We start from the raw sequence: 20,792 nt of genomic DNA, 5'->3' as shown, positions 1-20,792 counted from the left end.
CGTACGGAGAGGAACCGCGCCGATGCACACCACACCACCCCGGCCGGGAAGACGCAGGGCCGGCCGTCCCGCCCTGCTGGCCGCTGCCCTGTCCGCCATCCTCCTGGTCCCCGCGTGTGCGGGACCGCCGGGCACCGGCGCCTCGGGCGTGGGAACCGACTTCCGGCTGTCCGCGAGCACGCCTCGGGCGAAGGGCCGGATCGACTCGTTCACGTGGGCGCTGTACGCGGAGCCCCCGACGCTCGACTACATCTCAGCGTTCGACTACCCGCAGAACATGATCCTCTCCAATGTGTGCGAGAGCCTGATGCGGTGGACGCCCGACCTGAAACTGGCGCCGGGTCTGGCCAGGAGGGCGTCCAATCCCGACCCGCTGACCTGGGTGTACGACCTGCGCGACGGCGTGCGCTTCCACGACGGGCGCGTCCTGACCGCCGACGACGTCCTCTTCAGCCTCGGGCGTCAGATGAACCCGCACAACGGGGCGGCGTGGGCGCAGGTCTTCGAGAACGTCGCCTCGCTCGACAAGACCGGCCCGCTCCAGGTCACCGTCAGACTGAAGCGCCCCGACTCGCAGTTCCCCCAGTACATGGCGACCGCCGCCGGAGTGGTGGCAAGCCGGGCCGGGGTCAGGGCCGCGGGCCGGGACTACGGCACCTCCGGTGGACTCGCCTGCTCGGGACCGTACGAGCTGGGCAAGTGGGCCAAGGGCCAGTCGATCGAGCTGCGGCGCTTCGACCGCTACCGGGGAACGAAGGCCAAGTCCGCCAAAGCGGTGTTCCGCTTCCTCAGTGACTCCTCCGCGCGCACCAAGGCCATGCTCAGCGGCGAGGTGGACGGCGGATACCTCATCCCCACCGAGAGCTACGGCGCCCTGCGCTCCTCAGGTGTCGGGACCCTCTACTTCGGTGAGGGGCTCAGCACGGTCAACGTCAATGTCACCAACATGCACGGACCGCTCGGCGATGTCCGGGTCCGCCGCGCGCTGTCACTGGCTCTGGACCGCCGGGGCTTCCTCAAGACGGGCCTGAGCGGCGCGGGAACCGTCACCAACTCTCTTACGACGAAGGCTGCTTGGGCCGCCGCCCCGGAGTCGGTACGCAAGGCCGCCTTCGACGGACTGCCGGCCGCCGAGTCGAACCTGAGCAAGGCGAAGAAGCTGATCAAGGAAGCCGGCGCCACCGGCAAGACGCTCACCGTCGCCACCAGCTCGATCGGTCAGGACGTGTCGCTGCTCGCCACCGCCGTCCAGGCGGCGGGCAGCGAGATCGGGCTCGACATCAAGCTCAAGACCGTCGCTCCCAACGCCTTCACCGCGCTGTTCACGGACCCGCAGGCGCGCAAGGGCATCGACATGTTCCCCGAGACGTACTACGACTCCATCACCGATCCGCTGGACCTGCTCAGCAACTTCCGGACAGGCGCGTACCAGAACTTCGCCGGCTACAGCGACCGCTCGTACGACCGCCTGGTCGACCGGGCCCGCGCCACGTACGACCCGGTCGAGCGCCTGACGACAGAGGCCGAGCTCCAGCGGAAGGCGGCCGGTCAGGTGCTGTGGATCCCGGTCGCCGAGTGGCCCACCGCCCTGTTCCTCAACAGGCGGATCACCGGGGCCCCCACCACCATCTCCTACCTGTACTCCCCGTGGGCCGCCGGCATCGGGGCCGCGCAATGAACTTCCTCAAATTCACGGTGCGGAGGCTGGCCGAGATGGCCGCCACCCTGCTCGGTGCCTCGTTCGTGATCTTCGGCGCGATGTATCTGGCGCCCGGCAGCCCGGCGAGCTTCCTCCTGTCCGGGCGGTCCGCCTCGCCGGACGCGCTGCGCGCGGTCAATGAGCAGTACCACCTCGACGACCCGTTCGTCGTACGGTACTTCCGCTGGCTCGGCCGGCTGCTGCACGGCGACTTCGGCCGCTCGATCACCTACCGCACCGACGTGTCCCGGCTCCTGGCCGACCGGCTGCCGAGCACCCTGCTCCTGGTCACGATGGCTCTGGTCCTCGTCGTGGTCGTCGGCCTCGCTCTCGGCCGGATCGGCGCGGTCCGCGGCGGCGCCACCGACGCCACGATCCTGGTCACCACCACCCTCGCCGTCGGCACTCCGTCGTTCGTCGCCGCGGTCGTGCTCCAGGGTGTGTTCGCGGTGCGGCTGCACTGGTTTCCCGCCGGCGGCACCGGCGAAGGGTTCGGGCAGTTGCTCTGGCATCTGACCCTTCCCGCCGTGGCCCTCTCGCTGTATCTGATCGGCATGCTGGCCCGCGTCACGCGCAGCGCCATGCTCGACGTCCTCGGCCAGGAGCACGTCACCGTGGCCCTCAGCCGGGGTGTCCCGAAGCGTCACGTCATCAGCAGGCATGTGTTCCGTAACGCGCTCGGCACCGTGCTCACCACCGGCGGGCTGATCGTCTCCACCCTTCTGGTGTGCACCGTCCTCGTGGAGTCCGCGTTCGGTGTCGGAGGCATCGGCCAGCTCCTCGAACTGTCCATCACCACCAAGGACTTCCCCACCGTGCAGGCCATCTCGCTGACCATGGTCGGGCTGTTCATGGCGGTCAACCTCGTCGTCGACCTCGTCCACCCCCTGGTCGACCCGCGCATTTCCCTCGGTCCGGGGAGGTCCGCCGCATGAGTGTCGCCGTTCTGCGCCGCCCCGGCCTCGCCCGGCTCCGCACCAACCGTCCGCTCCTCTACGTGCTCTGCCTCGGTTTCGTCTGCGTCGTCGTCCTGACGGCCCTGCTCGCCCCTTGGCTGGCCCCGGCCGACCCCAACGCGGCCGACCTCGGCAACGCGCTGGCGGGCACATCCACCGCCCACCCCTTCGGCGTCGACGCCTCCGGCCGCGACACGCTGTCCCGCCTGGTCGTCGGCGCGCGGACCTCTCTGCTCGGCCCGCTCGGCGTGGTCGCCTTCTCGACCGTCGCCGGTGTCGCCATCGGGATCGCCGCCGCCTGGCGGGGCGGCTGGCTCGACTCCGTGCTGTCGCGCGGCACCGAGCTGGTCTTCGCGTTCCCCGGAATGCTCCTGGCGATCCTGATCGTCTCCGTGTACGGCGAGGGCCTCTTCGCCCCGGTCATCGCACTCGCCGTCGCCTACCTCCCGTATGTCAGCCGGCTCACCCGTTCCCTGGCGCTGGCCGAGCGTGAACGCCCGTACGTCAGCGCCTGTTCGGTGCAGGGGCACTCCGGGCTCCAGGTCTGTCTGCGGCACGTCCTGCCCAACATCGCGCCCGTCGTCCTCGCCCAGTCCGCCATCAACTTCGGCTACGCGCTGATCGATCTGGCGGGTCTGTCCTTCCTCGGACTCGGTGTGCCCGCGCTGACGCCCGACTGGGGCCGGATGGTCTTCGACGGCCAGACAGCCATCCAGCGTTGCTATCCCCTGTCGGCGTTCCTGCCGTGTGCCGCGATCGTGCTGACCGTCGTCGCGTTCAACGTGGTCGGCGAGCGCTGGGCCGACCAGGTCGCCAGGAGGGACCGATGAACGACACCCCACCCGTGCTCGACATCCAAGGGCTGCGGCTCCAACTCCCGGACACCGCACGGCCGGTACTCGACGGCGTCGACCTCACCGTCGCCGCCGGGGAGACGGTCGCACTCGTCGGCGAGTCCGGCTCCGGGAAGTCCCTCACCTCCCGCAGCATCCTGGGCCTGCTGCCGCCAGGGGCCACGACCGAAGGGACCGTACGGGTCTCGGGCTACGACGTCCTCACGATGACGCCCGCGCGGCTGCGCGAGCTGCGCACCGGCACGGCCGCCATGATCTTCCAGGACCCCCGCGCCGCCATCAACCCGCTGCGCCGGATCGGGGACTTCCTCACCGAGAGCCTGCGCCTCAACGCCGGAATGCGCGCCGAGGACGCAGGCCGGCGCGCCGCGGAGATGCTCGCCGCGGTCGGCCTCTCCTCCGACGCCCTGCGCCGCTATCCGGGCCAGCTCTCCGGCGGCATGCTCCAACGCGTCATGATCGCGGCCGCGTTGATGGGCGATCCGGCGCTCCTCCTCGCCGACGAGGCCACCACGGCACTCGATGTCACCACGCAGGCCGAGGTCGTCGGCCTCCTCGGTGACCTGCGGGACCGATTCGGCACCGGCCTGCTCTTCGTCACCCACGACCTCGGTCTCGCCGCGACCATCAGCGACCGGGTCTACGTGATGTACGCGGGCCGGATCGCTGAGACCGGCCCCGCCGAAGCCCTCTTCGACCGGCCGAGGCACCCATACACGGCCGCCCTCCTGGGGGCCACACCGCGCCTCGACGCACCGCAGGGACGACTGGCCGCGATCGACGGCCGACCACCCGATCTGCGACAGGAGCTGACCGGCTGCCCGTTCGCGCCCCGGTGCGCGTACGCCACCGACATCTGCCGGGACGAGGCTCCCGTCGACCGTCCGGCCGGCGCCGAGGACGGGCTGCTGCGGCATCGCGTCGCATGCCACCACAGTGAACGGCTCGAAGGGAAGTCCGGCCATGAGTGAGACCGTCCTCCAGGTCACCGGAGTGAGCCGCGCCTACCGCGGCGTCCAGGCGGCGGACGACGTCTCGTTCACGCTCGGCGTCGGCGGATCGCTCGGCATCGTCGGCGAGTCCAGCTCGGGCAAGACGACGACCGCCCGCATCGTGGTGGGCCTGGAGCGCGCCGACGCGGGCGAGGTCCTGGTGCGCGGCGTTTCGCGAACGGTACGGGCGCGGGGCCGGGCGGCCCGGCTTGCGCGGGCCCGCGAGGTCCAGATGGTGTTCCAGGACCCGTTCCTCTCCCTCGATCCGAGAATCACCGTCGACGCGACGCTGCGCGAAACGCTGCGGCTCCACTTTCCCGACGGGGACCACTCGCACCGTCTCGACGAACTCCTCGACCAGGTAGGGCTCGGCAGCCGGGCGGCCGGCGCCCTGCCCCGGCAGCTCTCCGGTGGACAGCGCCAGAGGGTGGCCATCGCACGGGCACTGGCGGTCGAACCGGCCGTGCTCGTACTCGACGAGGCCGTAGCAGCCCTGGACGTGTCGGTTCAGGCGCAGATCCTCAACCTGCTCGCCGACATCCGCGAACAGACCGGCATCGCCTACCTCTTCATCACGCACGACCTCGGCGTGGTGCGCTGCGTGGCCGATGACGTGATCGTCATGCGCCAGGGCCGGATCGTCGAGTCGGGACCCACCTCCCAAGTCCTCGACGCCCCCCGACACGCATACACGCGCCTGCTGTTGGAGTCGATTCCCCGCCCCGGATGGAACCCGCAGGCCATCGCCCTGGCCCGCCGCGCGCTGTAGCCCGGGCCCCGAGACCGGCGTCCAGAGATCCGTACACAACAGATCGGAGATCACAGATGAACGACCACCTCGCACCTCAGAGCCCGTCCCACCGCCTGCTCGGCAGGAGGAACTTCCTCGCCGCGACAGGGCTGGCGGCGGCCGGCGCCGCCTGGGCCGCGACCGGCGGCGGCAAGGCACTCGCCACCCCGGTGCCGGCCTCCGGCACGGGCTTCGCCGTGCCGCTCGACACCGTCCCGCACACCCGGACGTGGATGGCGTGGCCCGACAGCACCGCCATCTGGGGCCGCAAGCTGGCCGGCGTCCAGGCGAACATCGCCCTCATCGCGAAGACGATCGCCAAGTACGAGCCCATCACCATGTGCGCCAACTCCGCCGGCGTCTCGCAGGCCCGGAGCGCCTGCGGATCGGCCGTCACCGTGATCGGTTCCATCCCGGTCGACGACTGCTGGATGCGTGACAGCGGGCCGGTCTTCCGCACCGACGGGGCCGGTGGCCTCGACGCCGTGGACCTGAACTTCAACGGCTGGGGCAACAAGTAGGCCCACGCGAAGGATTCGCTGATCGCCGGGCGCATCGCGGCCGAGGTCGGGGTGCAACTCACCAGTGCCGACTTCGTCGGCGAGGGCGGCGCGGTGGAGACGGACGGCAACGGCACGCTCATGGCCACCAAGAGCAGCCTCGTCAACAAGAACCGCAACCCGGGCATGACAACCGCGCAGATCGAGGCCGCGATGTGCGACGCCTTCGGGGCGTCGAAGGTGATCTGGTTCAACGGAGTGACCGGGCGGGACATCACCGACGACCACGTGGACGCCACCTCCCGCTTCCTCGCCGCGGGTGACGGCCTCGTCCAGATGCCCCTGGCCACCGACACCGACCCGTGGTCGAAGGACGCCCGTCAGCAGTACCAGCTCCTCTCCACGTCCACCGACGCCGACGGTACGCCGATCGCGGTCACCAAGCTGCAGGGCCCGGACTACTCCCGCATCCGGTCGAGTGACCCCGACTTCGTTGCGGCGTACGCCAATTACTACGTGTGCAACGGTGCGGTGATCTCGGCCCAGTTCGGTGACACCCGTGCGGACGCAGGGGCCAAGGCGCTCCTCCAGCGGCTGTTCCCGGGCAGTACCGTCGAGCAGCTCGACATCGACAGCCTCGGTGCGGGCGGCGGCGGCATCCACTGCGTCACGCAGCAGCAGCCACGCCCGTAGCGACCAGGTTCCGGTGCCGGGCTACCACCCGGCACCGGAACGTCGAGGCACCCAGCCCCACGTGCTCACGGTTTAAGATCAGCGACGCCGAGGCGGCAACCATGCCATCGGCCGACTCGACGCGATGAAGGTGGAGCACCGCGTCAGGTACCGCGGAAGGGGCGGGGAGCACATCGTGAGCAAGGGTGGGGCGTCCATATCGGACGAGGAGTGGGAGCGTTTCCAGAAGGAGGCCGAGGCCGGGACTCAGGGCGCGCCCGAGGAACCGTCGGCCCGGGCCCGGATGGTGACGCGACGGCTGCGGGAGGAGACCGACCGGCCCGAGGGGTGGCGGACGCACGAACCGGCCCGGCAGCGGCGGGGCAAGGGCTGGTACGTGGTCGGTCTGCTCGTCGCCGCGGGCATGCTGTACGTGGCGCTGGATCCCGGGCGCGTGACCGATTGGTTCGGCGGTGGAGGCGGCGATACACCGCTCGCCGCGGAGTCGGTACGTCCCGGCCGGCCGCCCGCGACGGAGGCGGCGGACCAACAGCCCACCCTCCAGCAGCCGTTCAGGGGATCGCCCGCGGCGCAGTGGGGTGACGGAACGGCGGGGATCACCGTCCCCGAGGCCCGGGCGACCGGCTGGATGAGCAAGGCGCAGGTCTCGCAGGCGCTCGACAAGTCCCGGGACTTTCTTGCCGCGTCCAATCTGGATTCCGGTGTGCTTCTCGGACGGCCGCCCGAGAAGGCGATCGCGTTGATCAATCCGGATCAGGAGGACGTCCAGGACTACCTGGCGACCGCGTTCCGCGCGCCGAGCCAGGACGACGATCCTCTGCTGCTGTTCAGCCGTTTCGCGACGGAGAAGGTGCGTCTCGTCGGGGACGTGGTCAAGACGCGCGGGCGGATCACGTACCGGGAGGGCAAGCGCGGTGCGGTCGAGGTGACCACCGACGTCACGTACGTCTATCCGGTCGCGCACGCCGCGGAGGGAAGGGACGAGGTCGCGCGCACGATCGTGCGCCGCGAGGTGGTGATGAGCTGGGACGACCCGGCGAAGGTGATCACCGAGCCGGGGACGTTCTCCCTCGTCTCCTACAAGTCGGACACCGCCAACGGCGGCTGTGACAACGACACCGGTTTCTACGTCCCGGAGTTCCCCTCCGCGCGCGCAGCAACCGGCCCGGGAGCCGGCCCCGAGGTCGACCCGTACGACCGGAGCACGTCGATGGACGCGCGCATGCAGGGTGCCGACGATGCGGAGTGCGGGACCGCGACACGGACGTGAGTGGTGCGGGGGAACAGGGTGAGCGGTGCGGGGAAGCAGATGGGGCGCCAAGGGTGAAGTGGGACCGGTCGGCCTGGGCACGGGGGCGCGTGCTCGCCGCGCTTGCCGTGGTGACGGCCGGACTGTTGGCGTTCCACCGGGCCGTGCCCAACTCCGTGGGGCACCTGGGCAGTCTGCTGGAGCAGTTCCTGCCCTGGCTCGGCCTGGTGGTCGTGGTGCTGCTCGCCCTGGCGCTGGTGCGCCGTTCGGCCGCAGCGCTGGTGGCCCTGCTCCTGCCCGTGGCGGCATGGACGTACCTCTGCGGCGGGCTGCTGTTGCCGGGGAAGACACCCCGCGCAGACGACCTGGTCGTGGTGCAGCACAACGTCAGTGACGTGAACACCGACCCGGCGGGCACAGCCCGCGCCCTGGCCGACGCCGGGCCCGACCTCATCGCGCTGGAGGAGCTGCTCCCGGCAGCGCGGCCCGTCTACGACAGGACGCTGGCCCCGCGGTACCCGTACCACGCGGTCCGGGGCACGGTCGGGCTCTGGTCGAAGCATCCGCTGACCGACTCCCGGATGGTGGACATCAAACCCCGTGGGATTACGGAGAGTTGGGAGCGTGGGCTGCGCGCCGTGGTCCACGCGCCGCGCGGCGAGATCGCGGTGTACGTCGCGCATCTGCCCTCGGTCCGCGTCGGGGCTAGCGGCCTCGGATCCACGTGGCGGGACGAGAGTGCCCGGATGCTGGGACAGGCCGTCGCTGCCGAGAAGTTGAAGCCGGTGATCCTGCTGGGCGACCTCAACAGCACGGTCGATGACCGCGGGTTGGCCCCGCTGACCTCACGCATGAACACGGCGGAGCGCGGATTCGCGTTCAGCTTCCCCGCCGCCTTCCCGGTGGCTCGGATCGACCAGGTGATGGCCCGCTCGGCGACCGTCACCCAGATCCGTACGCTGCCCGAAACCGGCAGCGACCATCTGCCCGTGGCCGCCCGGATCGCACAGGGCCAGGGAGTGTCGCGTAGCCGCCACCCCAGGTCGGTGGCGGCCACACACGACGTCAGGACAGCTGGTCGGCGAGCGGTCCGAGCACCGGCTTCCACTCCTGGACCGAGACATCTCTGACGAGTCCCTGCACGCGGAACGGGTCCTTGTCCGTGGCTGCCAGCGCCGCCTGCTTGTCGGCGGCACGGAACAGGAGCAACGCGCCGGGCGCCTCCCCGGCGACGAAGGGGCCCGAGACGAGGTTGATCCCCTGCTCGACGAGCGTGCCGAGGAACTCCCGGTGGGCGGGGTGGAGCTCGCCGCGGGCCGCGGAGTCGTCGGTGTAGGTGTAGGTCACAGCGTAGATGGGCATCGGAGCGTTCTCTCCTGTGAGTCTGGGGTGAGCCGGGGTCAGTCCGAGTCTGAGGTAGGTCGGGGCGATCGCTGTGCGATTATGCTGCCCGGCCTGTCGAAAAGATCAGTATCCCGTCCGTGGAGCCCGCATCCAGGGCGAGCCACGCCGGTGGGACGGCTTGGGGGGATTGTGGTGCGGGGACGGCTGGGTGGATCTCATTCCGGACGGGTGGCGGCTGCGACAGCGGCAGCGGTGGTGGCGCTCTGCTTGGGGCTGACCGGCGGATGCTCGTTCGGCGACAGCACGGATCCCGAAAAGGCGACGGCGCAACAGCAGCGGTTCTGCGCCCAGTTCGGCCAGTGGCAGCAAGACGACGCCACGCATGACGTCGACTCCGTATCGGCTCAGATGGTTGTCGACGCGGCGAAGACACTGGACCGGGAGCACCTGGACACGGGAGGCAGTCACATCCTGCGTGACACCGAGGAGGCCGTAGTCCACCACATTCACTACAGCGCAGTCAGGGTGACCTCCTACTGCGACCGGGCTGGTTTCGAAATGCTGGTGGCCTCGCCCTAGGGCCGCTGACACGTCGGGGGGACCTGCTCCGTCCGGGTCACGCGAGGCTCTCCCGGAAGCCCTGCCGCCAGGACGGATAACTCAGTTCCCAGCACCCTCTCGCTTCCGATTCGGCCCCTCACACCCGAGACGGGACGGGGCGGCCGTCTGTGACATGGGGAGGGTCGGCGGACGTCGCGGGACAGTGGGTCGTGAGCGGCCGTCCCGGTTCTCAGCCGACGCGCAGGGGCAGTTCGGTCAGGCCCCTGAGCAGGGTGCTGGTGCGCCACGTGAGGGTGGCCGGGTCCGTCGCGAACGCGAGGGTGGGGCGGTCGTGGAGGAGCAGGCGGAGCGCGATGGTGGCTTCGGCCCGGGCCAGGGGCGCGCCCAGGCAGTGGTGGAGGCCGTGACCGAAACCGAGGTGGCTGTTGGGCGCCCGGCGTATGTCGAACCGGTCCGGGTCGGGGAAGTGCAGTGGGTCCCGGGAAGCGGCGGCGAGGGAGATGAGCACGGCGTCGCCCGCGGGGATGCGCACTCCGGCGATGTCGAGTGGTTCGGCGGCGAAGCGGAACGCGCTTGCGTGTACGGGTGAGTTGTAGCGGAGCGATTCCTCGACGGCCGCGCCCGTCAGCTCAGGTTCCGCTCTGAGGAGGTCGAGCTGGTCCGGGTGGGTGAGCAGGGCGTGGAGCGTACCGGAGATGAGATTGACGGTGGTCTCGTGGCCCGCGACAAGGAGAAGGAAGGCCATGCCGAGCAGTTCGTCGGTGGCCAGGGGGGCGTCAACGGCCGCGGTGTCGGTGGCGGCGAGGATGCTGAGCAGGCCGGAGTCCGGTGTACGGCGTTTGTGGTCGATCAACTCGGCCAGATACGTGGTCAGCTCGGTGGCTGCCGTGACCGCCTGCTCGGGGTTCGCCGGCATGACCAGCGCGTTGGACCAGGCGTGGAACACAGCGCGGTCGGATGCCGGGATGCCCAGGAGGTCGCAGATCACGGTGACCGGCAGCGGCAGTGCGTAGGCGCTGACCAGGTCGGCGGTCCCGTGGCGCGGGAGTTCGGCCAGCAGGTCGGTGGCCATGGCTTCGATCCGCGGGCGCAGGGCAGTGATGCGACCCGGGGTGAAGTGGCCCGCGACCAGGCGGCGGAGGCGGGTGTGCTGGGGTGGATCGGTCTGGAGCATGTTGCGCCCGATGGCGTGTCCCCCGTCGTCGCGCCAGGGGGCCGAGTGCCGGATGTCGTTGCACAGGCGCGGATCAGTCAACGCGGCGCGCGCCGCGTCACGCGTGACGACCAGCCACGCCTCGCCGCTCTCCGGGACGAGGACACGGTGCACGGGACCCTTGGCCCGTAGGGACGCGTATACGGGGAAGGGGTCTGCGGCCACGTCGTGGCCTTCCGGGGCGTGGTCGTTGAGGGTAGGTGGCTGCTGCATCCTCGTCATCCCTTCCACAGACGGGTCACCGTTTCCGCGAGCGCCGTGGCCTGTGCATGGCCGGCGCGGGCGGCGGCGGGCCTGCGCGTATCGGCGGTCATGTCGCGTCCCATGGCGCGACGGGCGGCACGGTCCGGGGACACCAACACGATGTCGGCTCCCGCGGCCGCGAGTTCGGCCGCCTGCCGCTGGGCGCTCGGGTGCGGGCCCGGCGCGGTGGTCAACGGAGCGACGACCAGGACCCGTCGGCAGCCACTCGCCAGATGGATACTGGCCGTGGTGCGGCTGCCACCGTCGATCCAGCGGCGCCCGGCCGCCGACGCCGGTGGCCAGACAACGGGGACAGCACAACTCGCCGCGACCGCTTCCGCGAGCGTGACCTGTCCGGCGGCATCGAACGTCTCAAGTGACCCGGTGTGCGCGTCGATTGCCGTGATCCGCAGATCGGTGTTCGTGGGCCAGTCGGTGGCATCCCGCAGCAGGGTCGCTATGGTGCGGCGGACGTCTGATTCGGGTGCTGTCCGAGCGGCGAGCGCGGCTCGTCCAAGCCGCTGTACGGACCGCTGCGAGTCACGGGACCCCAGTGCCGCCCAGAGAAATCGCAGAGTCTGGGCGGTGGTGACCGGCAGGTCGATCTGATCGGCTCGGGCCAGCTGCCGCTCGTGCAACTCGCGAGCGGATTCGCCACAGGCCATACGGGCACCGAAGATCGCGCCCGCCGACGTGCCGATGACCAGGTCGGCACGCAGGAGGTCGATCCCCGCGTCGGCGAGCCCGGCCAGCACGCCTGTCATCCAGGCGCCGCCCACGGGTCCGCCGCCGCCGAGCACCAGCGCCGTGCCGTACCCGTCGCTCTTGTCGCTCTTATCGCCTCTGTCGCTCATGCCGCAACCCCCTCGAAGCAGTAAACGGGGAGTACTCCCCACTTCTCACTTCGACGATAGCATCGGTACCGGGGAGCACTCCCCGGTACCGTGAAGGGCGATGAAGATGACAGACAGAACGGACCGCCCGAACGGGATCGCGGACACCGGCCGCACCGGCAGCGGCAGCGGCAGCGGCAAAGACGCTGCGGGCGCAGGCGCACCCGTCCGCCGCCGAGACGCCCGGCGCAACAGGGACCTTCTGATCGACGCCGCCCACGAGGTGTTCACCGAACAGGGCCTGAGCGCGCCGCTGGACGTGATCGCCCGTCGCGCGGGCGTGGGAAATGCCACCCTGTACCGGCACTTTCCCCACCGCGCCGCACTCGTCGACGCGGTCTTCCGCGACCAGCTGAGCGGCACGATGGACGCCGGCGAACGCGCCCGGTCCACCGACGACGCCTGGACGGGGCTGACCGGCTACCTCCAGGCCGTGTTCACCGTTCTGGCCACCGACCGCGGGACGAACGACCTCATGACGACCCACCTGGAGGGCGTCGAGTCACTGGAGGCCGTACACACCCACAACCACCGCACCATGGAACTCCTCCTCGAACGCGGTCGCGACCAGGGAACCGTCCGCCCCGATGTCACCACCGAGGACGTCCTGTTCGCCCTCGCCGCGCTCGGCCGCGCGGTCCCCGCGCTCACCACAGCGACCACCGCCGACGCCTGGCACCGCCCCCTCGCGCTCCTCTGCGACAGCCTCCGCGCCACACCGCCGTCGCCCCCACTCCCCTCCCCCGCGCTCACTCCCGCGCAACTCGACGACACGTTGCACCACTTCAACCGCTGACGGGTGAAGCCGTCCGCCAAGGGTGTCCGCGAAGGCGCTGCGCGTCCGCCGCCGTCGCAAGTGCGAAAGGGGGCACACGGACCGCGCGGCACAGCTACGGTCGCCAAGTGGAACAGGACGAACGGATACTGCACAGCTCGTCGTTCGGTGCGGCGGCGCCCTCATACGCCGAGCACCGCCCGGACTACGCGCAGGCTGCGGTGCGTTGGGCGCTCGAGCCCGCGCCGGGCCTCCGAGTGCTCGACCTCGGCGCCGGAACGGGCAAACTGACCGCCGCGCTGGTCGCGCTGGGCGCCGAGGTCATCGCGGTCGAACCCGACCCGGCGATGCTGACCGAGTTGGGCCGCGCGCTGCCGACTGTCCGCGCCTTGCCGGGCAGTGCTGAGGCGGTACCGCTGCCTGACGCGTCCGTCGATGCCGTCGTGGCCGGCAACGCCATGCACTGGTTCGACATGGACGTCGCGGGACCCGAGATTGCCAGAGTCCTCGCACCCGGTGGCATGCTGGCCGGCTTGTGGAACGTCTTCGACAACCAGGTCGACTGGGTTGCCCAGCTTGAGCGCGTCAGTGGGAGCGCGGCCATCGGCCCGCGGGACACGCGCAGCAGTTGGCGCGCCGAGACGGCCGGCGCACATCTTCCAAGTGCCGGCCTGCTCGCCCGGTTCGGCTCCCCTGAGCAGACCGAGTTCCCGCACGGGCAGCGCCGGACCGCCGACTCCCTCGTCGCGACGTTCGCGACCAAGGCGGGGGTGCTCGTCATGCCGGAACAGGAACGGGAGGCCACGCTCGACCCGATCCGCGCATTCCTTACGAGCAGACCGGAGACCGCCCACGGCGAGTTCACCCTCCCGATGCTGACCGGCGTGCTGCGCGTCCGGCGCCTGTGAGTGTCCTCGACTCTCGTGGCGGATCGCGCGAACTGGTGTGCGTGCCACGATTGTTGGGACGTAAGTTATGCCGTGGAAAGAGTTCACGCCTCGGTTGGAAGACGGACGGTACCCATGACGGACGACGCGACGACGCCCGGAGCTGCGGCTCACCAGAAGATCGACACGTCGGTTCCGCATTCGGCCCGGATCTGGAACTACTGGCTGGGCGGAAAGGACAACTACCCGGTCGACGAGGAGGCGGGCGACGCGTACAGCGCCGCGTTCCCCGGGATCTCCACCATCGCCCGAAGCAGCCGCGCCTTTCTCCGCCGCAACATCTCGTACCTGGTCACCGAGGCCGGCATCCGCCAGTTCCTGGACATCGGGACCGGCCTGCCGACCGTCGACAACACCCACGAAGTCGCCCAGCGGCTCGCCCCCGAGACCAAGATCGTGTACGTCGACCACGACCCGATGGTCCTCGCGCACGCCCGCGCGCTCCTCACCTCGACCCCCGAGGGTGCGACCGCCTACGTCGACGCGAACCTGTCCGACCCCGACCGCATCCTTGCGGCGGCCGCCGAGACGCTGGACTTCACCCGCCCCACGGCCCTGATCCTCAGCAACATCCTGGGCCACATGGGCGACTACGAGCAGGCGCGGACCATCGTCAAGCGGCTGATGGACGGACTGCCGTCGGGCAGCTACCTCTCCATCAACGACGGGTCGCGCGGCTTCGACGCCGGCTTCGAGCAGGCCCAGGACGGTTACAACAGCTCCGGCGCCGTCCCCTACTTCCTGCGCCCGGTCGACGAGATCACGGCGTTCTTCGACGGCCTCGAACTCCTGGAACCCGGCGTGGTCTCGGTGCCGTTCTGGCGCCCCGAATCGACCTCTCCGGCCCCGGAGCTCGTCGCCGAACACGGCGGCCTCGCCCGCAAGCCGTAAGTACGCCGGGAGCCGGGGCGGATCGGTCTACGCGTCCGGGTGGTCCTGCCGCGACCACGGGCCGGCGCCGAGGCGGCGCCGGCCGGAGTCCGTGAGGTCCGCGTCGTCGGCGAGGTGCGGGTCGGGGTGGGGGTCGAGTGGTTGCGGGGCGGCGCCTGCTCGCTCCGCAGCCGTGCGGCCTCGTGCGGCGCGCGCAGGCTCAGAGGCCTGGTCGCGGCTCGGTCCGGTGCCCAAGGGGCGGCGGGAATGACTCACGCGGGAAAGTCTCGCAGGTCGCCGAGGCATGTTGCACAACACCCTCAGGACAGCGCTCTCATGACACGCCGACGGTCTTCGTGCGGGGGGCCTTGAGGCGGGAACCACTCGATGTCACATGGAGCCTCCCGGCCCCCGCCGGATGGCGTAAGTGCGATGGCAGGAGGAGAACAACGATCCTAAGTTGCCGCCATGGCACGATTCGTAGGCTTTTACCCCTGTATTACCAAGTCAGTTGTCGCCTCCGTCGCCGGTGCGGCGATCGTGGTCGGCCCGGTCGGCGGCGTCGCGGCCGCGGTGCCACGCTCCGACGGCGTGAGCAGTCAGATCCAGACCGCGCCGGGGACGCCGGACGCGCCGGAGCTGTCGGCCCTGTCCTGGACGGTGACCGACGTCGGTACCGGCGAGCTGCTGGCCGCCAAGGCGCCGCACCTTCGCCTGCCGCCGGCCAGCACCCTCAAGACGCTGTTCGCGTTGGCTCTGTTGCCGAAGTTGCCCGCTGCCACCGAGCACACGGCAGTCACTGCCGACATCGCCGACGTGGCTCCCGGCAGCAGTCTCGTCGGCGTGCACGAAGGAACCAGCTACACCGTCGGCGACCTGTGGCGCGGTGTGTTCCTCAGCTCCGGCAACGACGCGGTGCACACGCTCGCCAGACTGAACGGCGGACTGGATCTCACACTCGCTCAGATGCAGGCCACCGCGAACCGGCTCGGCGCGCACGACACCTCGGTGCGCACGCCCGACGGCTTCGACACCCCGGGGCAGTACTCATCCGCGTACGACCTGTCGCTGTTCGCGAAGGCGGGGTTGCGGAACCCGGACTTCCGTCGTTACTGCTCCACGAAGTCGGCCCAGTTCCCGGCCGTGGGCGGCCCCGACTCCTTCGGCATCCAGAACACCAACCGTCTGCTGGTCGGATCCCACGGTGTGGAGCCCTATCCGGGGCTGATCGGCGTGAAGAACGGATACACGTCCGAGGCCGGCAACACGCTTGTCTCCGCCGCGACCCAAGGCAACCGCACGATCCTGGTCACTGTCATGAATCCGCAGGACACGTCCTCCAACGCCGTCTATGAAGAGAGCCGCGAACTCCTGGACTGGGGTTTCGAGGCCGCTCCAGGCGCCCTGAGGGCGGGCCTGGGGCGAGGGCCGGCCTCGCACGCCGCCCCGTCACATCGCCCGGAGTCGGCCCATCACGGTGCCGCCGCCGCGCAGGCTTCCACCACGTCCAAGGACGCGTCGTCCGGCCTCACCCGTCACCTGGGAGCGGCCGTCGCCCTCCTCGGTCTCGCCTGCGTGCCCTTCATCCTCAAGGCTGTCCGGCGCAGGCGCAGGCACCCCACCAGGTGACGGCCCGACCAGCGCGCACCGGGGCCCGGCGCCGGACAGGCGCCCCTCCGCGATTCCGCGCAGAATGAGGAGGTGGCCACGCGCGGCGCAGCCGTGAACCGGCGCGCCCACGGTTACCGAGGGTGTACGGGCCAGGAGGTTTCATGGATCGCTCCTCCGAACCGAGCGGCGTGCCCGATACGCAGAGTGATCCCGAGGCCGCCGCCCACCTCGCCCTGGCGGTCAACGGCATGGGCACGTTCACGTGGGACGTGGCCGCCGGGCTCATGCAGTATGACGACGGGGGCCTGGCCGTCATGGGGTTCCGGCCCGGCGAGTTCGACGGCCGGCTGGCCACCCTGGGTGAGCGGATCGTGCCCAGCGAGCGGCCTGCCATCGAGGAGCTGGTGGACAGGGCCCTGCGGGAGCGCTCCGGATTCAGCCTCTACTTCCGGGTACGGCACCCCGACGGGCGGCTGCAGTGGACACACACGCAGGGCCACATCGTCCGGGACGAGCACAACCGTCCGGTGCGGGTCATCGGGATCATCCGCGACGCGAGCCAGGAGCTGCGGGCGGTGGACCAGACCGAGCTGCTGCGGCAGGCCCGGGAGGACCAGCGACGGCCGTCCGACGTCGTCGTCCACGTCAGCGACGCGCTCGTGCCGACCGTCACCGTGGAGGACGTCGCGGAGGCCCTCACCAACTCGCACCTGATGGAACAGATAGGTGCCTCCAGCATCATCCTCGGCCTGATCGACAACGGCCGCATGGAGCTGGTGGGCTCCAACGGCGTCCACGAGGGCCTCATCCAGGACTTTCACCTGGCCCGTCTGAGTGAGCCGCTGCCGCTGACGGAGGCGGCGCGCACCCGCGAGGCGGTGTTCGTGACGAACAGGCTGGACTTCATCGCCCGCTATCCGGCGCTGACGCCGTACCTGTCGCATTTCCCGGACGCCGCGGCAGCGGTGTATCTGCCACTGATTGCGCAGGACACCCCGATAGGTGCCGTCGGGCTCACATACGAGGGGCGGGCGAGCTTCCCGCCGGAGGAGCGGACCGTGCTGACGGCGCTCGGCAAGGTCATCGCGCAGTCGCTCCAGCGGGCGCTGCTCTACGACCAGGAGCACGAGCTCGCCGCGGGGCTGCAGACGGCGATGCTCCCCGGGATCCTGCCGCACGTGCCCGGCGTGGACCTCGCGACCCGTTACCGGCCCACGCGCGCCCGGGGCGGCATCGGTGGCGATTGGTACGACGCGCTGACGCTGCCCGACGGGCGGATCGCCGTCGTCGTCGGCGATGTGCAGGGTCACGATGTGACGGCCGCCGCCGTGATGGGGCAGCTGCGCATCGCTCTGCGCGCGTACGCCGCCGAGGGGCATCCACCGTCCACGGCCATGGCGCGCGCCTCCGCCTTCCTGGCCGAGCTCGACACCGACCGGTTCGCCACCTGTCTCATGGCCCTCGTCGATCCGCTCACCGGGATGACCTCGGTGGTGCGCGCGGGCCATCCGGAGCCCGTACTGCGTGCCCCCGACGGAAGCTGTGCCTGGCTCGACATCCCCGGTGGCCTGCCCCTCGGTCTCAACGCGCCCGGTGGCCAGCCCGCGTACCCGGTCTTCGAGACGGTCGTCGAACCCGGCTCGACCCTGGTGCTGTGCACGGACGGGCTCATCGAGTCGCGCGGCGCGGACATCGACCTGGGGCGTGGGCGGCTCCTCGACGCGCTGGAGGCAGGGCCGGGGCCGCCCGACGCACTCGCCGACCATCTGCTGGACGCCATGGCCCCCTTCACGGGCGAAGAGGACGACGTGGCTCTCCTGGTGCTGCACCGGTCCCGGGGGAAGGCAACCCCGGCACCGCGTATGGAGGCGGTCATCTCCCCCAGCGATCCCGACGCCCTGCGCAACGCGCGGATCGCGTTGCGCGAGGCGCTGCACAGCTGGTCGCTGGAGGCTCTCAGTGACACGGCGGAACTCCTCGCCTGCGAACTCGCCACCAACGCCCTGGTGCACACCGACGGCAGCGCCACGCTGACGGCCAGACCGGTACTGCACAGTGGCCGGGGCCTGCGTCTGGCCGTCAGCGACACGTCGACCGCGTCGCCCCGCCGCCGGGCCGCGCCCGAACGTGCCACCTCCGGCCGCGGCATCATGCTCATCGAGGAACTCGCCACGGCCTGGGGCGTCGAACCCCGCGGCAACGGCAAGACGGTGTGGTGCGAGCTGTCCCTCGATCTGGTCTAGCCACGGACCTTACGAGCTTTCCCCCATGCTCAACTCCGGTGTGGGGCGGCTGAATCCGCGGGTGAGCCAGAGCAGGTGGGCGCCTCCCGCGGCGAGCCAGCACAGTCCGATGGTGAGGGCGACCGAGCTGAGCTGCGTCATCAGGTAGATGGTGACGCAGGCGCCGAGCGCGGGTGCGACGACGTAGCCCAGTACCTTCACGCCGCCCTCGCCGCGGTGGCGGACGAAGTAGACGACGACACCGGCGTTGACCGCGGTGAAGGCGAGGAACGCCCCGAAGTTGATGAACGACGTCGCGGTCGCGAGGGAGATGTCGAGGCCGAGCACACACATGGCGCCGGTGAGCAGGAGGCAGAGCACCGGGGTCCTGGTCCTCGGGTGCAGCGCCCCGAAGTACCGCTTGGGCAGCACGCCGTCACGGCCCATGGTGTAGAGCAGGCGGCTGGAGCTGAGCTGTACGGCGAGGCCCGAGGCGAACCCGCCGATGATGCCGGCCATGTTGGTCCAGTCGGCGAACGTCTGGCCGCCGACCTCGATGGACATCGCGTACGAGATGACCTCCGGGTCCTCGAACACGCCGCCCGGGTGGACGAGTTGCATGACGTAAGCCACGGCGGCGAAGAGGAGTCCGCCGATCGCGATGACGAGGACGACGGCCCGGGGGATGGTGCGCCGCGCGTCGCGGGTCTCTTCGGAGAGCGTGGTCACCGCGTCGAATCCCAGGTAGGAGTAGGCGGCGATGGCGGCGGCCGCCGAGATGCCGCCGAGGCTGCTTCCGCTGTTCCACAGCGGCTGTGTGTAGGACTTCGGGGTGTGGTGTCCGAGGTGGACCAGGCAGTACGCGACGAAGAGCAGCACGATGAACACGGCCAGGCCGGTCAGGAGTTTGTTGACGCGGTCGGTCAGGGTGAGCCCGATGATGTTGACGAGCGTGGTCAGGCCGGCGTTGAGGAGCATCCACACCCAGACCGGGATGCCGGGGAACTGCGCGTTCAGGTAGATCGACTGGACGAGCCAGGCGACCATCGGCAGGAACAGGTAGTCGAGCAGCACGGCCCAGCCGACGAGGAAGCCGACCGGTGAGCCGAACAGGTTCCTGGTGTAGACGTACGCCGAGCCGGAGGTCGGGTAGTGGCGGGCCATCTTCGCGTAGCTCAGCGCGGTGAGGAACATGGCGCCGGTGGCGACGAGGAGCGCGGTCGGCGCGGCGCCCGAGCTGGCCGCGGAGATCACGCCGAAGATCACCATGACCATGCTGGGCGCCATGTAGGCGAGGCCGAAGGTGACCACCGACGTCAGCGACAGCTTCGGGGTGAGGCTCACGGAGGTGTCACTCATCGCCGGACTCCTCGGCGGGGCGCTCGAAGACCGTGTGGCCGGTGGGGCGCAGGTCGTCGGGGGTTTCGCGGGAGACGGCGGGCCGCCAGGTGGCGGGGTCGATGCGGCCGTTGTAGAGCGGCAGCTCCAGCGGAGTGTCGCCGGCGGTGAAGTGGTCCCACGGCCAGGAGTCCCCACAGGTCCCGTACTTTCGCGCGGCCGCGACGCGGTCGAAGTCGACGACGCTGGTCAGCGTGACGTCCTCCATGCCGGCGGCGGCGACCTGGACGTGTCCCTCGGGGTCCACGAGGAGGCTGCGGCCGTGGGCCGTGGGGGCCGCGCCGTTCACGCTGGCCACCCAGACCTGGTTGACGATCGCGTTGGCCTGGTTGATCGGGATTTCCTGGGCGCGTCCCGCGGTCGGTGTCTGGACCACGTTGATCACCAGCTCGGCGCCCATCCACGCGAGGTGGCGGGTGAGCTCGGGGTACCAGCTGTCGTAGCAGATCGAGAGGCCGACGCGGCCGTGTCCGGGTATGTCGAAGACGACGAAGTCCCGGCCGACGCACACCGGTTCGTAGGGGCGCCAGGTGAAGATCTTCCGGTAGCCGGCGACGAGTTCGCCGTCCGGGTTGTAGACCACGGCGGTGTTGTAGACGCTGCCGTCCGCGTCGCGTTCGAGGACCGTCCCGGGGACGAGCCAGATCCCCAGCTCGCGGGCCAGGGCTCCCAGTGCCTTCCCGCGCGGGCCGTCCAGCGGCTCCGCGTGGGCGTCGTACAGCTCCTCTGCGGACATCGAGTCCGTGCCCAGCGAGTAGAGATGCGCCTCGGGATAGACGACGAGGTCGGCCGCGTTGGGCGACTTCATGCGCAGCCGCAGCCCCTCGGCGAACTGCTCGAAGGATTCCGCTGGTGCCTGGACGAGGGCAAGACGTAGGTGGCGGCTCATGGGGTTCCTGACTCTGGTGGACGGACCGGCACGAGCACTCGACGGCCTGCCGATCGGCGTGACGGGGACACGGAACCCGATGCGTAACGCCGT

At 70.4% G+C, this 20,792-nt stretch carries 18 protein-coding genes and 2 pseudogenes; 14 read left to right on the top strand and 6 right to left on the bottom strand.

Annotated features, from left to right (window positions below):
- Positions 1–22: 22 nt before the first annotated feature.
- The 8 genes and pseudogenes from OG698_RS43100 to OG698_RS43065 form a co-directional block, all read left to right on the top strand.
- A complete protein-coding gene (locus OG698_RS43100) occupies positions 23–1,678 on the top strand; it encodes an ABC transporter substrate-binding protein (RefSeq protein ID WP_406109601.1) in 1,656 nt (551 codons plus the stop codon).
- The gene (locus OG698_RS43095) at positions 1,675–2,634 is read left to right on the top strand and encodes an ABC transporter permease (RefSeq protein ID WP_406109600.1); all 960 of its coding nucleotides are present in this window, start codon (positions 1,675–1,677) and stop codon (positions 2,632–2,634) included. The genes OG698_RS43100 and OG698_RS43095 overlap by 4 nt, the downstream gene beginning before the upstream one ends.
- Positions 2,631–3,485: an ABC transporter permease gene (locus tag OG698_RS43090; protein WP_406109599.1), complete on the top strand. Its 855-nt coding sequence runs from the start codon at positions 2,631–2,633 to the stop codon at positions 3,483–3,485. Before OG698_RS43095 ends, OG698_RS43090 begins: the two co-directional genes overlap by 4 nt.
- Positions 3,482–4,480, top strand: a complete 999-nt coding sequence (locus OG698_RS43085) for an ABC transporter ATP-binding protein (RefSeq protein WP_406109598.1) — start codon at positions 3,482–3,484, stop codon at positions 4,478–4,480. The genes OG698_RS43090 and OG698_RS43085 overlap by 4 nt, the downstream gene beginning before the upstream one ends.
- Entirely contained in the window at positions 4,473–5,270 is a 798-nt protein-coding gene (locus OG698_RS43080) for an ABC transporter ATP-binding protein (protein ID WP_406109597.1), read from the top strand. Before OG698_RS43085 ends, OG698_RS43080 begins: the two co-directional genes overlap by 8 nt.
- A pseudogene (locus OG698_RS43075) lies at positions 5,228–6,484 on the top strand (agmatine/peptidylarginine deiminase). Before OG698_RS43080 ends, OG698_RS43075 begins: the two are co-directional and overlap by 43 nt.
- Positions 6,485–6,659: 175 nt before the next feature.
- Positions 6,660–7,754: a hypothetical protein gene (locus OG698_RS43070; RefSeq protein WP_406109596.1), complete on the top strand. Its 1,095-nt coding sequence runs from the start codon at positions 6,660–6,662 to the stop codon at positions 7,752–7,754.
- 53 nt (positions 7,755–7,807) lie between these two features.
- Positions 7,808–8,740: pseudogene (locus tag OG698_RS43065) on the top strand (endonuclease/exonuclease/phosphatase family protein); the annotation flags it as partial.
- A gap of 58 nt (positions 8,741–8,798) precedes the next feature.
- On the opposite strand, the gene OG698_RS43060 reads toward OG698_RS43065, so the two are convergent.
- On the bottom strand, positions 8,799–9,095 hold the full coding sequence (locus OG698_RS43060) for a YciI family protein (protein WP_406109595.1): 297 nt from the start codon (positions 9,093–9,095) through the stop codon (positions 8,799–8,801).
- Positions 9,096–9,305: 210 nt separating this feature from the next.
- Between OG698_RS43060 and OG698_RS43055 the strand changes: the two genes are divergently transcribed.
- Complete coding sequence (locus OG698_RS43055) at positions 9,306–9,656, top strand: hypothetical protein (protein ID WP_406109594.1); 351 nt, start codon at positions 9,306–9,308, stop codon at positions 9,654–9,656.
- A gap of 211 nt (positions 9,657–9,867) precedes the next feature.
- Here the strand turns inward: OG698_RS43055 and OG698_RS43050 are convergent, their stop codons facing one another.
- Both OG698_RS43050 and OG698_RS43045 read right to left on the bottom strand, forming a co-directional pair.
- Positions 9,868–11,064 carry a cytochrome P450 gene (locus tag OG698_RS43050; RefSeq protein WP_406109593.1) on the bottom strand — a complete coding sequence of 399 codons (1,197 nt, stop codon included), beginning with the start codon at positions 11,062–11,064 and terminating at the stop codon, positions 9,868–9,870.
- Positions 11,065–11,069: 5 nt separating this feature from the next.
- Entirely contained in the window at positions 11,070–11,948 is an 879-nt protein-coding gene (locus tag OG698_RS43045) for a patatin-like phospholipase family protein (RefSeq protein ID WP_406109592.1), read from the bottom strand.
- 106 nt (positions 11,949–12,054) lie between these two features.
- Here OG698_RS43045 and OG698_RS43040 point away from each other — a divergent pair, with 106 nt between their 5' ends.
- The 3 genes from OG698_RS43040 (at position 12,055) to OG698_RS43030 (ending at position 14,600) form a co-directional block, all read left to right on the top strand.
- A complete protein-coding gene (locus OG698_RS43040) occupies positions 12,055–12,783 on the top strand; it encodes a TetR/AcrR family transcriptional regulator (protein WP_406109591.1) in 729 nt (242 codons plus the stop codon).
- Between the two features lie 107 nt (positions 12,784–12,890).
- On the top strand, positions 12,891–13,670 hold the full coding sequence (locus OG698_RS43035; protein ID WP_406109590.1) for a class I SAM-dependent methyltransferase: 780 nt from the start codon (positions 12,891–12,893) through the stop codon (positions 13,668–13,670).
- A 114-nt stretch (positions 13,671–13,784) separates the two neighbouring features.
- Positions 13,785–14,600, top strand: coding sequence for an SAM-dependent methyltransferase (locus tag OG698_RS43030; RefSeq protein ID WP_406109589.1), 816 nt, complete (start codon positions 13,785–13,787; stop codon positions 14,598–14,600).
- Between the two features lie 27 nt (positions 14,601–14,627).
- Here OG698_RS43030 and OG698_RS43025 read toward each other — a convergent pair whose 3' ends face one another.
- Positions 14,628–14,855: a hypothetical protein gene (locus tag OG698_RS43025; RefSeq protein ID WP_406109588.1), complete on the bottom strand. Its 228-nt coding sequence runs from the start codon at positions 14,853–14,855 to the stop codon at positions 14,628–14,630.
- Between the two features lie 192 nt (positions 14,856–15,047).
- Between OG698_RS43025 and OG698_RS43020 the strand changes: the two genes are divergently transcribed.
- Both OG698_RS43020 and OG698_RS43015 read left to right on the top strand, forming a co-directional pair.
- A complete protein-coding gene (locus tag OG698_RS43020) occupies positions 15,048–16,208 on the top strand; it encodes a D-alanyl-D-alanine carboxypeptidase family protein (protein ID WP_406109587.1) in 1,161 nt (386 codons plus the stop codon).
- Between the two features lie 143 nt (positions 16,209–16,351).
- The gene (locus tag OG698_RS43015; protein WP_406109586.1) at positions 16,352–18,433 is read left to right on the top strand and encodes a SpoIIE family protein phosphatase; all 2,082 of its coding nucleotides are present in this window, start codon (positions 16,352–16,354) and stop codon (positions 18,431–18,433) included.
- 9 nt (positions 18,434–18,442) lie between these two features.
- On the opposite strand, the gene OG698_RS43010 is transcribed toward OG698_RS43015, so the two are convergent.
- Together OG698_RS43010 and OG698_RS43005 are read right to left on the bottom strand one after the other, a co-directional pair.
- Positions 18,443–19,771, bottom strand: a complete 1,329-nt coding sequence (locus tag OG698_RS43010) for an APC family permease (RefSeq protein ID WP_406109585.1) — start codon at positions 19,769–19,771, stop codon at positions 18,443–18,445.
- Positions 19,764–20,699 carry a carbon-nitrogen hydrolase family protein gene (locus tag OG698_RS43005; protein ID WP_406109584.1) on the bottom strand — a complete coding sequence of 312 codons (936 nt, stop codon included), beginning with the start codon at positions 20,697–20,699 and terminating at the stop codon, positions 19,764–19,766. Before OG698_RS43005 ends, OG698_RS43010 begins: the two co-directional genes overlap by 8 nt.
- Positions 20,700–20,792 lie beyond the last annotated feature (93 nt).

This window comes from Streptomyces sp. NBC_01003 (genome assembly GCF_045162695.1).
Lineage (GTDB): Bacteria > Actinomycetota > Actinomycetes > Streptomycetales > Streptomycetaceae > Streptomyces.
The sequence above is the reverse complement of the archived record's forward strand: the minus strand, read 5'-3'. Positions and strand labels throughout refer to the sequence as shown.

Coding starts and splice junctions, on each gene's coding strand:
- OG698_RS43100 (WP_406109601.1), top strand. CDS start 23: ATGCACACCACACCACCCCGGCCGGGAAGACGCAGGGCCGGCCGTCCC.
- OG698_RS43095 (WP_406109600.1), top strand. CDS start 1,675: ATGAACTTCCTCAAATTCACGGTGCGGAGGCTGGCCGAGATGGCCGCC.
- OG698_RS43090 (WP_406109599.1), top strand. CDS start 2,631: ATGAGTGTCGCCGTTCTGCGCCGCCCCGGCCTCGCCCGGCTCCGCACC.
- OG698_RS43085 (WP_406109598.1), top strand. CDS start 3,482: ATGAACGACACCCCACCCGTGCTCGACATCCAAGGGCTGCGGCTCCAA.
- OG698_RS43080 (WP_406109597.1), top strand. CDS start 4,473: ATGAGTGAGACCGTCCTCCAGGTCACCGGAGTGAGCCGCGCCTACCGC.
- OG698_RS43060 (WP_406109595.1), bottom strand. CDS start 9,095: ATGCCCATCTACGCTGTGACCTACACCTACACCGACGACTCCGCGGCC.
- OG698_RS43050 (WP_406109593.1), bottom strand. CDS start 11,064: ATGCAGCAGCCACCTACCCTCAACGACCACGCCCCGGAAGGCCACGAC.
- OG698_RS43045 (WP_406109592.1), bottom strand. CDS start 11,948: ATGAGCGACAGAGGCGATAAGAGCGACAAGAGCGACGGGTACGGCACG.
- OG698_RS43040 (WP_406109591.1), top strand. CDS start 12,055: ATGACAGACAGAACGGACCGCCCGAACGGGATCGCGGACACCGGCCGC.
- OG698_RS43030 (WP_406109589.1), top strand. CDS start 13,785: ATGACGGACGACGCGACGACGCCCGGAGCTGCGGCTCACCAGAAGATC.
- OG698_RS43020 (WP_406109587.1), top strand. CDS start 15,048: ATGGCACGATTCGTAGGCTTTTACCCCTGTATTACCAAGTCAGTTGTC.
- OG698_RS43015 (WP_406109586.1), top strand. CDS start 16,352: ATGGATCGCTCCTCCGAACCGAGCGGCGTGCCCGATACGCAGAGTGAT.
- OG698_RS43010 (WP_406109585.1), bottom strand. CDS start 19,771: ATGAGTGACACCTCCGTGAGCCTCACCCCGAAGCTGTCGCTGACGTCG.
- OG698_RS43005 (WP_406109584.1), bottom strand. CDS start 20,699: ATGAGCCGCCACCTACGTCTTGCCCTCGTCCAGGCACCAGCGGAATCC.